An 11,845-nucleotide genomic window follows, 5' to 3' on the forward strand; every position below is an offset into this window, starting at 1 on the left:
GACCGTCCAGAATGAGAGGTACTCGGCGAGTGTTGTGCAAGCAGTTGCATTTTAAACGGGAGAAAGCGTCAACGCACGCACCGATTCTACGACCGGTCAAACTGACGCACGATCTTGGTAAGCGTTTTGCGGTAGTCGAAATAATCGACCTCCAAGCGATGCCGGGCCGTCGCCAGGAAGTGATCGCGTGAACCTAAGCCGATGCCGCCGGTCTGCTTCTGGTTGCAAAACCACTGAGCCGTCTTGTGCCCCTCCTGCTTCGCTTTGAGAAAGCGAGCGATGATCTGCGTTTGCAGATCGGTCAACGGCCACTGACCGCTATTGGGCTGAATCATGCCGGCAACAAAAAGTGTGTCGTCGGTCGGATGAAAAGCGTGCAAATAAAGCTTAGGGATGCCGTTGTGAAAGTTAAGCAAGTCGTCCTCGATAAATGGGAAGACCAACTGATATCCGGTCGCGAACACCACCAGATCGAACTCTTCGCGACGACTGTCAATAAACTCGATCGACTGACCGTCCAACGAACGAACATCTGGAAAGACCTTTAACTTCCCGTGCCCCGCATAATAAGGAAGCTGGGAATTGATAATCGGGTGGGCATCAAACAACCCATGCTCTGGGCTGGGCAACCCGTACCGATGCGGTCGACCGAGTGTCCAGTCGACCACCAGTTGCGACAGCCTTCGCTGCCACGATCGCGGAATCGGCCAGCGGCGAACGCGGTCTCCAACTACATCGGCAGGCTTTCCGCGGATGAACTTCGGAAAGAAGTGGTAACCACGCCGCATGCTTATGGCCGCGGATTGGCCATGAATCGCAGCCTCGACCGCAATATCGCAACCACTGTTTCCCGCTCCGACAACAAGCACTCGTTTCCCCTCAAGCTGGCGATGATGCTTGTAACTGTGGGCGTGAAGCGTCTCACCGGTAAATTGACCGGCAATTTTTGGCATCATTGGCTGAGCGTGGTGGCCATTAGCAATGACGATTGCGCTAAACGATTCCCTAGTTTTTTCGGGAGAATCGGCTGCTTGAAGCTCAACCTGCCAGTCTGCGACTCCCTTTTTAAGGGAAACAATCGAAGTTTTTTTGCGAACGAAGCGACCCAACTCAAAGCGTTCTGCGTAAAAGTGTAAGTATGCCAGCACTTCGTGATGGCTGGGATACTCGGGGTACTCCTCCGGCATCGGAAAGTCGACGAACTGCGTCATTGCTTTCGATGAGATCAAATGAGTCGACTGGTAGACGCTGCTATGGGGCGAACGGATATCCCAATTGCCTCCGATACCCAAATTGCGGTCAACCGCAACCGCGTCAATTCCGAGCTGACGCAGGTTTTTAAGAGCAACGAGACCAGAAGGGCCCGCCCCGATTACGAGAACACGAAAGTCATGTTGCGAGGTCATGCCGCCAATTGTAGCGATTTTTACGTTTGCCTGAGATCACCGCAACTGCGCGAAATTCAATACCATAAATCGAGGGTGAATTCGGACGACTCTTGCCTTACGAAAAGGTGATCACAACGTGACCATAGGTATTTTTCACTTGAATGGAGATATTTAACAGAAACTAAACGGCTCGCGCAGTGTTTCAACTTATAACTGCCATTTTCTTGAAAAATAGACCGTATCGGTGTAACCAATTTACTTGCCTTGATTTACGTCTGTGAGCTATGTTTCATAGTGTACGACGAACCAGCTGCGGACTGCCGCACTCAAAAAATGTTGTCTTTTTGTCAAATCTCGAAATAATTAGTTTCTTAGGTAGCGAAATTGTTCCGGGTGAGGCTACAATTCCATTGCACGGGATATCGATTACTAGGATAGCTTGGAACACTTCCTGTCATGCGAAACCCACCGGCACTTCCCCTAAGGTGCCTAACCAACCAGACCCAAGTTGTTGGAAAGACTTAGAAGAGGCCTTTCAAATGCGCTTTAACAAAATCACTTCAGCGGAAGACTTTCAGCTGATTAATAGTTTCGATGAGGTCAAACAACGACTTCTCGATGAGCAACAATTCTCGGATCGTTTGGACAAGCCGCTTGCTTACTGGGCGCTACCCAACGATCGTCGTTTGCCACTAGCGTTTCTCGGCCGCACGATCGGCGACCTGTTGGCAACTCCGTTCGACGAACTCTCGGCCACCCCTGGTATCGGCCAAAAGAAGATCAGCTCGCTGGTCACGCTGTTGAACCGTGCTACGAAAGAAGACGCCGGCTTCGAGCCATCCCAGGCAGTTGCCAAGGATGCTCCGGCAGAAGACAACTTCTCGACCAAGAGCCCATTGGATGCGGACGGCAAATTCGATCCATCCCTCGTGTCCGAAGTCTTGTGGCTTCGCTGGCGAGAAACGGTTCGTCGTCACAATCTAGGCAACGAACGTCTTGGGCGTTTGGCTCCTACCCTGGCCGATCTGCCAACCGTTATCTGGAACACGCCGCTCGAATTCTATATGGGCCATAGCTTGGCCGAGATTCGCCGCCTGAAGACCCATGGCGAGAAACGCGTCCGCGTCGTTCTAGAAGTCTTCTATCGCGTTCACGAAACGCTCGACCTGGCCCAAGGCCAACCGCACTTGGCGATCGCACTGCGACCCAAGCTCGTCCCCGTCCTCGAAACATGGGGATTGGATTGTCTGTCCAGCGAAGCACCGCTGAGCCGTAGCGAAGTCATGGATCGTCTGACGCGTCCCATGCTGCAGCAAATTCTGACCGATGCCGGTCAAACGGTTCACGACCTTGCTGCCGGACGTCTGGGCATCGAATCAGCTCCGCAAAGCGTACGCATGCAGGCACGCAACCTGGGTGTCACACGAGCTCGCATCTACCAACTCTTGGAAGATTGCCAGAAGATCATGTCCGTTCGCTGGCCTGAAGGTCGTGCCATTCTTGAGTCGCTGTCCCGGAAGATCGAAGAAAAGCCCGGCGAAGCGGAAGCTTGCCAGTTGCTGACTGCAACGCGAGATCTCTTCTACGCTATCAAGAGCGAAGAAGACGAAGCCGACGCGGAAGAACCAGAAGTTGCTGCCGGCGTCTAACTTGCCGCCCGATGCTGACAAGAATGTACAAACGCGTCCAGATTTTCTGGACGCGTTTTTTTATGCTTACTGGTAGGGTCTATCCATCGGGTGCCAGCAAGCTTAAGCCACTTGGCGATGCAATTTTGGACCAGGATGATCATTTCGCGGATCGAAACGGAACGTCTGATCCCGACCTTCGACCACGGCCCGCACATCGTCCAGATCTGGCAAGCGATGCAGAGCGGCCTTGGCGTCGGCTTTCGCGGTCAAGGCAGACATCATCGTCGTTAGCGAACCACTTCCCACGCTACGCGAGAGCCAACCCAACTTTCCACTAGATGTGCCGCGAGCCGCGAACCACTCTTGATGCCGCAACTGAAGCGTCTTCGCTAGGCGAATCCGATCTGCCGTCACGCGTCCCAGATCGTTAAGCTCGTTCATATGTACATGCGATCCGGTCGCCACTTCGCAAGCACCGCCTGCTTCAGCAATCCAAAGACCGATATCCAGGTCGGCATACTGCTCCATTCGCGTACTGAATCCACCCACCGCTGCTAGCAGTGAATAGCGATAGAAGCTTGCCTGCAACATGGGTGCTTGCATGGTAGCTGCTGTGGCCGCAGCACGCAGACCGAAGTCATCGGCGAAAACACCTTGCACCGGCTCGCTAGCGTCGCGATAGTGCGACTGCGGGGCCACCGCCATCACTTCTGGTCGCTGGAAACACGCTAATGCATTTTCCAACCAGCCTGGTTCCACGGTCGCCCCAGCGGCCAACGTATGCACGATAGGTGCCTTGCACATCGACCAGGCCACCGCCGTCAGTTCGATTTCGTTGCGAGCCGCAGGAACTTCGATCAAACGGACTTCATCGGCAATGTTGTAGGGGTCTTCGTAGTAACCAGAATGAGGTACGACAATCTCGCACTCGCTGGGACGATTCTCCAGCAGCGAGATTAAAGTCGTTTCCAGTCGGTGAGCGTTGTCAACACTCGGAATGACGATCGAGACTTTCAGCACAGAAACTTATCCTTCTGCCGCGGCCTGACACTCAGGGGGAAAACCAAAGTACGTGAGGTAGGACTAGATTGGCCGGGCTTACGTTGAAATAATTCGGACCAAACGCGGTCACAAGTTTACCTGTTTTGCCTCAAAACCAATGAAGCCGCTTGCTGAAGGATGCAAAGATTCCTGGCTAGCTGCTAGCGTGGCACCCGATAGAGCTCTAGGTAGGGTGCCTATAGACTGGTCCAATCGAAGCAGGCGGGAGCATGTCCGACCTTCGAGAAGGTCTCAAACGAGACCCTCTCTGGGATATAACGGTTACTGAGTCAGCTCGAAGTCAACCGTATTGTTTCCCGCCTCGATATCGGCTGTCAGGTCACTGGTCGTGGGTCGACTATACTTTTCCGGCAGAAGATGCTTTCGTGAACTTGGCCGAGTTCTTCCCTGATTGGGATTGTAATTCGGGTCTTCCTCGGTGAGAGGTGCTTCGGTCAGCGGCTCTCGTTTGACGACGGTTACCTGGAAATGCCCCGGCTGCGTTCCTCCGGGAATACTCGCCGAGCTTAGGCTATATCTGCCTTCTTTGTTCGTCTTGCCAACGGCTGCGAAACCTGAATCGGAACGAAACGTCACCACTGCATCGTCCACTACGGCGCCGTCAATCGTCACCGTGCCATCCACCGCTGCGGCATCGCTGGGAAGCCCGTTGGAAGAACATCCGGCCCACACCAAGAGACCGCAAACCCAAAGCCCCAATTGCAAAACCCGACGATGGCTCGTTGGAGAACTCATAGAGACGACCCGCTAATACTGAGAAAGTCACACTAGCACACTAGGCCCGCCAGGATTGAAACTGGGGGCCTAAACGATCTCGACACACATTACGATGCCAAAGCATCATGTATGTCGGGCCTACGAACCACTGGGCACTTCGCCGCCGGCTTTACTGCCCAACGCGCCCCACACGCCGTAGGGGCTAAGCCCGCTAGAACGTTCCGCCAAACTCAGGTCACCCGTATCGATCGTTTCTGGGACGAAGTGGGTCGATCCATCAGCGTGCAGAGTCAACACGCCACCAGGGTGATTACTCGTGGGAGCGATCAGCGAGGTGGTGCTATCGCCACTGCCGTTGTTGCCTTCGACACAGCTGGGGGAATTGGGGGGAAGCACGGTCATAAAACCGGCTCGCTCGGCCTGACCATCGGCGAACCACCATCCACCACGTCCTTTCACGGCACTTGCATCGAGATAGAAGCGACCGCTTGCTTCGGCTAGGCAGTTGATGGGACTGGTCGTTAAATCACTTACCCCGGTAACAACCCCTTCAGTGACGCGGATCTGGCCGGAACGTTCTCCCAAGTTGTATTCATTTACCTTGCGTTCGCTCATGGCAATCGTGTTACTCGTTCCGTCGGTAATGTCGCGGAACGAGGTTCCATCGCGTTTGGCGAACATACCTCGGACACTCGTCGCATTCAACGTGCTTCCCATCGAGTCGCCTAAGCTGAATCGATAGTTGAAATGGTTCTTGAGCGAGCCACTGTAATTGTCGGAAGGGCAACGATACATTTCCGGACACACATCCCAGGGGCCCCAAGCCTCCCACGTATTACCGCCATACGGAGGCTTCGTACCGTTGCCTGCTGCAATCTGATCGAACATCGCGTTCTGTTCGATAAAAGGAAGGAGCGGGATCAAACCGTTCAAGCGGCCATTGTTCTGAGTCGAACCGCTGGTAGTTCCCGTTGCTCGGGGAACGAAGCTACCGAATGTGTCGTGATAGTTATGTAGCGCCAGTCCTAACTGCTTCATGTTATTGGAACATTGCATGCGCCGAGCCGCCTCGCGAGCCTGTTGCACAGCAGGAAGCAGCAGGGCAATCAAAACCCCTATGATGGCAATGACGACTAGCAGTTCCACCAGGGTAAAACCCGTCTGGCGGGAAGAACAACTGGTTTGTGGGCGGCTGTTCGCCCGGTCACTTAGAATGTGAATCGGTCGTAGCATGAGGTAAGCCATGTAAAAAGGGGAGAGAGAATAGGCAGGGGCGAATACAAAGGCGGCGGCAAGCAAAACCGACAACCTTAAGGCAGTTGAGGAGTATGCCTAAGCGGAAAACAGGCATAGCACTCAACACTGCTTAGATTTTTTATTTTATTCGCGAAAACCAAAAACTCAAGTTATTACATGGCTATTCTGCGGTACTCCACATCCTAATCTTGCCGTAACTACTGCCGTATCAAAACGTTTTGGCTTCACCCGCCCAAAGCTCTAACATCTTCAGTACCAACTCGACAGCTTGCTCCATTTCGTCCAGGCAGGCCCATTCCAGCGGCGAGTGGGGATTGTGTTGCCCGGTCGATAGATTGGGGGTCGGCAAACCCATCTCGGTCAGCCGCGAACCATCGGTGCCCCCTCGGATGACGCGTTTGTGGCAAGGGCGTCCGAGCGCACTATGCGCGTTTTCTGCGATCGGCACGGCGCGGGGTTCCTTTTCCAGACCGTCTCGCAAATTGCGATACTGGGCTGTGACAACCACGCTGATCTCACAGCCCGGAAACTCACCTTCGACCTGTTTGGCCAAGTCTCGGATTAACTGGGCCTGCGATTCGAGTCCGTCTGTCTCGAAGCTTCGCAGTATGCACTGAACGGTCGTCTCTTCGACGCCTCCCTCGACAATGTAAGGATGGATAAATCCGTCTCGCTCGTCGGTGGTTTCTGGCGAAAGCCGATCGGTCGGCAACTTCGCGACTAATGCGGCCGCAGCGCGTACCGCATTGACCATGCGTCCTTTCGCGATCGAGGGATGAATGTTCACCCCCTTCACGATGACGGTGGCTAGATCGGCCGAAAACGTTTCTTCATTCAGCTCATTCGCACCGGGGCCATCCAAGGTGTAGCACACGTCCGCGCCCAGTTTCTGAAAGTCGACGTGATCGACTCCATGGCCGATTTCTTCATCGCAGGTAAACAGAATCTTGAGGGTCCCAATATCAGGCCCCTTCCCTTCCAAAATCCGCTGAGCGACCTCCATGATAACTGCGATGCCCGCCTTATCGTCACCCCCGAGAAGCGTTGTGCCGTCCGATGTGACTAACGTGCAGTCATGTAAGTCTTTTAACTCGGGATTTTCGCGAACGGTGATCACCTTCGACGGGTCGCCCGGCAAAGGGATATCTCCGCCGGCGTACTTTTCGATCACTTGCGGTTTGACGTTTGCCCCGGTGGTTTCCGGCGAAGTATCAACATGCGAATTCAGGGCCACCACCGGGCATCCCATCACGGTCCCTTGAACCGTCCCGTAAACTAGCCCGTGCTCGTCCTGCGTCGCATCGACGACCCCCATCTTGATTAGCTCGTCGGCCAACACTTTGCCCAGCACCAGCTGCCCATCGCTACTGGGGTACTTGCCGCCAGGCTGGCCAGCGGTGGTGTCGATTTGGACGTATTTGAGAAATCGTTCGAGTAAACGTTCGCGGCTCATTGAGATTCCTTTGACGAAGCTTGGTCAGTTCTATCCAGCTTACTGAACCGCGTCGGAATTCGACACCCTCCGTCGTTATTGCCCAGACGTTGTGATAGGTTGATGATGTAGGCAAGAAAATTCAATCAGTTCTTTTTGCAAGGGCAAAGCAATGGCGGAAACGGCCGTTCGATATTTGGTGTTCGATGTGGAATCGGTCGCCGACGGCAACCTCGTTTCGCAGCTGAAATATCCCGGCGAGGGTCTCTCGCCTGAGGAAGCCGTCAATCGTTTCCGCGCGCAGCTTATGGAAGAAAAGGGAAGCGACTTCATTCCCTACACCTACCAAATGCCCGTTTCGGTGGCGATCGCCAAGTTAGACATCGAACTGAACCTGATCGATCAGGTAGTGCTCGACGCCCCCAAGTTTCGCCCGTCGGTCATCACCGATCACTTCTGGCGTGGTTGGAAAGCCTACCGCCGCCCTACATTCGTGACCTTCAACGGACGTGCATTCGATATTCCGTTGATGGAGTTGGCCGCATTTCGGTTCGGATTGAGCGTGCCTGATTGGTTTAACCTGAATGCCAAGAACTTCGAGCAGTCGCGTTACCGCTACAACAACGATTCCCATTTCGATCTCTACGACGTGCTCACCAACTATGGGGCGAGCCGTTTCACCGGTGGGTTAAACTTGGCGGCAAACCTCTTGGGCAAGCCAGGGAAGATGGAAATCGAAGGGCATATGGTGCAAGACTTGTATCACGAGGGGAAGCTCGACGAGATTAACGAGTATTGTCGCTGCGATGTGCTCGACACCTACTTCGTCTTCCTGCGTTGCTGTGTGATGCTCGGGAAGGTCACGCTCGATCGCGAGCAGGAACTGATCCAACAAACCAAGACCTGGCTCGAAGCACGTACCACCGAAACGCCCATCTACCAAACCTACTTAGAAGGCTGGGGCGACTGGGAAAATCCCTGGGAAGCAAACTCCGCAGAGTAAACCGTGAACCAGGAAAACCCCACGACCGATTCATACCCTCCGAAGAAAGTTCGACGAATGATTTCGCTCTACGTTGTTCTCGGCATCTTGGCGGTTCTGATCGTGGTGCCACTGGTAGCTCTTTCCTTGATTGTGGACGATTGGTCGCGTGACCTGACCACCAATCACGCGGAAACCACACGCAGTCATCCTAATGAAATGCTCCGTCCGCTGACGGTTTCTGGCGATCGCCCTAGTGTCGCCGTAGACGTGAGCGAAGCGATCGAGCGGTTGAAAAACTGGAAGATCGAAAGTATCACTCCCGAAGGCAAACGCACCATCATTCACGCGACCCGCACCACCAAGCTCTTCAAGTTCACCGATGACATTCGGGTTTACCTGAACGACGTCGAGGGCGGCATTCAAATTACCGCCACCAGCCAGTCGCGTGTTGGCAAAGGAGACCTGGGACAAAACCCGCGGAACATCGCCGAGCTGATGTCGAAGGTGCGGGAACAAGTCGAGTCATGAAAATCGGCCTGCACTGCCCCGAGGTTCCTGGGCACCTCAATCCAATGACTACGCTCGGCTGTGAACTTCAGCGTCGCGGCCATGAGGTGACTTTCCTCGGTTGCCAAATGGCTGAGAGCATCGTGCGTCGTAGCGGACTTCCATTTTATGCCCTGGGGCCAGAAGACGAATTGACGCAGCGTTTGGAGTCTACGTTCAAAGCCCTAGGCAAGACATCCGGCATCCAAGGGATGATGATGACCGGTAAGATCTTCGGAATACAGTCTCAGCTGGTGAGTAATTACATCGAACCAGCGTTCGACCACATCAAGTTCGATGGCCTGGTCATCGATCAGGTTTCGCCGACCGCAGCGGTCAAAGCCGAGCAGTTCAAGATCCCCTACGCCGTGGCCTGTAACGCACTTGCCGTCTACTGGGATCCCCTCATGCCCCCGCCGCCGTTGGTGTGGGACTATCGCACCGATTTCTACGGGCGAACACGCAACGAGATTGCCAAGCACCTGGTGCTGTGGGCCTATCGCATGTTCGCAGCCGAAAAGAAAGTCGGTATCGATCCGCTGAAGCTCATTCGCGACAACGATCCAGGTCTCGTCCATCTGGCCCAACAGCCGGCTTTCTTTGAATACCCACGTACGAAATACCCCGAGCGGCTGCACTATACCGGTCCCTGGCATCGCGCCGAGCGAGACGATACGTCGATCGACTTCCCCTGGGATTGGCTCGACGGACGACCGCTCATCTATGCCTCGATGGGCACGCTGCAAAATGCGGTCGGACCTGTCTTCCGCAAGATCATCGATGCCGTGCACGACTTACCGATGCAAGTGGTGCTCAGCAAAGGAGGTGGTCAGGTCGACATACCAGGCCCAATCCCTGAGAACGTCCTATTGGTTGAGAAAGCCCCGCAGCTACGCCTGTTGGAAAAAGCCAAACTGGTCATCACGCACGCCGGAATGAACACCGCCCTCGAATGCTTATCACACGGCGTACCGATGCTTTGTCTCCCGGTCACCAACGATCAGCCAGGCGTCGCGAAACGCGCCGAGTACCTGGGCAATGGACGCGTTATCCCTGTCCGACAAGTCACCACCAAGCGGCTCCGCCAAGAGCTTGATCGCATGCTGAGCGACGATTCGTTCCAACAAAAAGCAAACGAGTTCGCCGGAAACCTGGCCAGCTACAATGGCTTGGAGATGGCCGCCAAACTCATCGAACAGGCTTTCGAAACGAAGCGGTCCGTGATGAACCAGGAACACATTCGCCGTAATCAAGAACGATGACCGACGACCCCATACCAGATCAACTTCGCAGCCTCGCTCGCCACGAAGGCCCTTTCACCTCGGACGAGGCCCGGAAGATTCTACAATCGGCACTGGCGCACGCCTCGAACCGCACCGTGCAGCGAGCCGCCGAGATGATCGCCCAGGCCGAAGACGCGTCGTTTACCTCGGACCTGGTCAAAGCGTACTGGCGGCTCAAGCGAAACCCGCTGAAGAAGGACCCCGGCTGTCTTGCCAAGACAGCCATTGTGAAGGCTCTCGTTCAGGCCGAACATGCCGACATGGAGCTCTTCCGCGACGGCATCACCTACTGCCAGATCGAGCCGCACTGGCAGGGCGAGATCGACTCGGCTGCCGAAATAAGAGGTGTCTGCGCCATCGGTTTGGTTCACTTTACGCCAACCATTGAAGTGCTGAACCACTGCGCTGTTTTGCTAAGCGACCTATGGCCGGAGGCTCGACTGGGTGCGGCTCAGGCCTTAGGGGCGCTCGCCCAGATCGAAGCGGCTCCCCTACTCCGTTTGAAACTGCTGACCGGAGATAGTCAGCCCGAGGTCCACGGCGAATGCTGCTCGGCCATGCTGAAAGCCGATCGTGAAGAAGGTTTGGCGTTCGTTCAGCCGTTTCTCAACTCGCACGACGCCGATCAGTGCGTGCAAACGGCCCTGGCACTGGGTGAAGCTCGCCTGCCGGGGACGTTCGATCGTCTCCGCAATGCCTGGGGACTCCGGTCCGAGCTAAATGTCCGCGAAAGTCTGCTGCTCTGTATCGGTCTGCTGCGAACGACCGAGTCGCAAGAGTTTCTCCTCTCACTGATCGACAAACGCGACATCCGCACCGCCGCCGACGCAGTGAAAGCCCTACGCTTGAACGGCCCCCTGGGCGATCTCCGCGAGCGCACCGAAGCGGCCGTTGAAGTAACCGAGAGTGACACTTTAATGAGTGCATTTCGCGAAGAGTGGCTGAGCTAACTGGCTCACGAGACCACCTTGGGGGGGCGACAGTTCACTCGCAGCCCCGCTGCAATAAGGCTCGGCTTGGCATAGTGATTGCGGTGTTAGGCATCGGATCAATTTGTCGATCGATCCCAGCCAAGCATCCTCACCCCCTTTCCCCCGGAGGAACTTATGTCTCAATCGAAATACGCCGAGTGTATTAAAGCCTGTATCGAATGTGCCCATGCTTGCGAGCACTGCGCCGACTCGTGCCTAAGTGAGTCCGACGTGACCAAGATGGCCGAGTGCATTCGTACTGATCGCGACTGTTCGCAAATGTGCTGGACCGCAGCGGCCTACATGAGTCGCGGTTCACAGTTCATTCCAGAAATTTGTCGAATTTGCGCCGAGATCTGTGAAGCTTGCGCCGCTGAGTGCGAAAAGCATAATATGAGTCACTGCCAGGCATGTGCGAAAGCTTGCCGCAAGTGTGCCGAAGAATGCCACAAGATGACCGGCGTGCACGTTTAATTGCGAACGTCGACATCCCCTTTGAAAATCCTCCACCCCGAGTCCTTAAGTGCGTCTCGTCGCCTGGGATTTGCGGGGGTGGATGTACGCGCGAAGTAC

The 11,845-nt window shown here is 55.0% G+C and carries 11 protein-coding genes; 6 read left to right on the forward strand and 5 right to left on the reverse strand.

Annotation, left to right across the window (positions count from 1 at the left end; genetic code table 11):
* Positions 1–86 precede the first annotated feature (86 nt).
* Positions 87–1,406: a flavin-containing monooxygenase gene (locus HOV93_RS02405; protein ID WP_207394831.1), complete on the reverse strand. Its 1,320-nt coding sequence runs from the start codon at positions 1,404–1,406 to the stop codon at positions 87–89.
* A 521-nt stretch (positions 1,407–1,927) separates the two neighbouring features.
* Here HOV93_RS02405 and HOV93_RS02410 point away from each other — a divergent pair.
* Positions 1,928–3,037: a hypothetical protein gene (locus tag HOV93_RS02410; protein WP_207394832.1), complete on the forward strand. Its 1,110-nt coding sequence runs from the start codon at positions 1,928–1,930 to the stop codon at positions 3,035–3,037.
* A 102-nt stretch (positions 3,038–3,139) separates the two neighbouring features.
* Here the strand turns inward: HOV93_RS02410 and HOV93_RS02415 are convergent, their stop codons facing one another.
* The 4 genes from HOV93_RS02415 to pepT all read right to left on the reverse strand — a co-directional run bounded on the left by HOV93_RS02415 (position 3,140) and on the right by pepT (position 7,508).
* A complete protein-coding gene (locus tag HOV93_RS02415) occupies positions 3,140–4,039 on the reverse strand; it encodes a glycosyltransferase (protein ID WP_207394833.1) in 900 nt (299 codons plus the stop codon).
* Positions 4,040–4,342: 303 nt separating this feature from the next.
* Complete coding sequence (locus tag HOV93_RS02420; RefSeq protein ID WP_207394834.1) at positions 4,343–4,816, reverse strand: carboxypeptidase-like regulatory domain-containing protein; 474 nt, start codon at positions 4,814–4,816, stop codon at positions 4,343–4,345.
* A gap of 120 nt (positions 4,817–4,936) precedes the next feature.
* Positions 4,937–6,031, reverse strand: a complete 1,095-nt coding sequence (locus tag HOV93_RS02425; protein WP_207394835.1) for a DUF1559 domain-containing protein — start codon at positions 6,029–6,031, stop codon at positions 4,937–4,939.
* 232 nt (positions 6,032–6,263) lie between these two features.
* On the reverse strand, positions 6,264–7,508 hold the full coding sequence (pepT, locus tag HOV93_RS02430; protein WP_207394836.1) for a peptidase T: 1,245 nt from the start codon (positions 7,506–7,508) through the stop codon (positions 6,264–6,266).
* Between the two features lie 151 nt (positions 7,509–7,659).
* Here pepT and HOV93_RS02435 point away from each other — a divergent pair, with 151 nt between their 5' ends.
* The 5 genes from HOV93_RS02435 to HOV93_RS02455 all read left to right on the forward strand — a co-directional run bounded on the left by HOV93_RS02435 (position 7,660) and on the right by HOV93_RS02455 (position 11,746).
* Positions 7,660–8,490, forward strand: coding sequence for a 3'-5' exonuclease (locus HOV93_RS02435; protein ID WP_207394837.1), 831 nt, complete (start codon positions 7,660–7,662; stop codon positions 8,488–8,490).
* A 57-nt stretch (positions 8,491–8,547) separates the two neighbouring features.
* Positions 8,548–9,000 carry a DUF1499 domain-containing protein gene (locus HOV93_RS02440; protein ID WP_207394838.1) on the forward strand — a complete coding sequence of 151 codons (453 nt, stop codon included), beginning with the start codon at positions 8,548–8,550 and terminating at the stop codon, positions 8,998–9,000.
* Positions 8,997–10,280, forward strand: a complete 1,284-nt coding sequence (locus tag HOV93_RS02445; RefSeq protein ID WP_207394839.1) for a glycosyltransferase — start codon at positions 8,997–8,999, stop codon at positions 10,278–10,280. The genes HOV93_RS02440 and HOV93_RS02445 overlap by 4 nt, the downstream gene beginning before the upstream one ends.
* A complete protein-coding gene (locus HOV93_RS02450) occupies positions 10,277–11,251 on the forward strand; it encodes a hypothetical protein (protein WP_207394840.1) in 975 nt (324 codons plus the stop codon). The genes HOV93_RS02445 and HOV93_RS02450 overlap by 4 nt, the downstream gene beginning before the upstream one ends.
* A 156-nt stretch (positions 11,252–11,407) precedes the next feature.
* The gene (locus HOV93_RS02455) at positions 11,408–11,746 is read left to right on the forward strand and encodes a four-helix bundle copper-binding protein (protein ID WP_207394841.1); all 339 of its coding nucleotides are present in this window, start codon (positions 11,408–11,410) and stop codon (positions 11,744–11,746) included.
* Positions 11,747–11,845: the final 99 nt, after the last annotated feature.

Origin of the sequence: Bremerella alba, from assembly GCF_013618625.1 — a bacterium.
Lineage (GTDB): Bacteria > Planctomycetota > Planctomycetia > Pirellulales > Pirellulaceae > Bremerella > Bremerella alba.

Coding starts and splice junctions, on each gene's coding strand:
- HOV93_RS02405 (WP_207394831.1), bottom strand. CDS start 1,406: ATGACCTCGCAACATGACTTTCGTGTTCTCGTAATCGGGGCGGGCCCT.
- HOV93_RS02410 (WP_207394832.1), top strand. CDS start 1,928: ATGCGCTTTAACAAAATCACTTCAGCGGAAGACTTTCAGCTGATTAAT.
- HOV93_RS02420 (WP_207394834.1), bottom strand. CDS start 4,816: ATGAGTTCTCCAACGAGCCATCGTCGGGTTTTGCAATTGGGGCTTTGG.
- HOV93_RS02425 (WP_207394835.1), bottom strand. CDS start 6,031: ATGCTACGACCGATTCACATTCTAAGTGACCGGGCGAACAGCCGCCCA.
- pepT (WP_207394836.1), bottom strand. CDS start 7,508: ATGAGCCGCGAACGTTTACTCGAACGATTTCTCAAATACGTCCAAATC.
- HOV93_RS02435 (WP_207394837.1), top strand. CDS start 7,660: ATGGCGGAAACGGCCGTTCGATATTTGGTGTTCGATGTGGAATCGGTC.
- HOV93_RS02440 (WP_207394838.1), top strand. CDS start 8,548: ATGATTTCGCTCTACGTTGTTCTCGGCATCTTGGCGGTTCTGATCGTG.
- HOV93_RS02445 (WP_207394839.1), top strand. CDS start 8,997: ATGAAAATCGGCCTGCACTGCCCCGAGGTTCCTGGGCACCTCAATCCA.
- HOV93_RS02450 (WP_207394840.1), top strand. CDS start 10,277: ATGACCGACGACCCCATACCAGATCAACTTCGCAGCCTCGCTCGCCAC.
- HOV93_RS02455 (WP_207394841.1), top strand. CDS start 11,408: ATGTCTCAATCGAAATACGCCGAGTGTATTAAAGCCTGTATCGAATGT.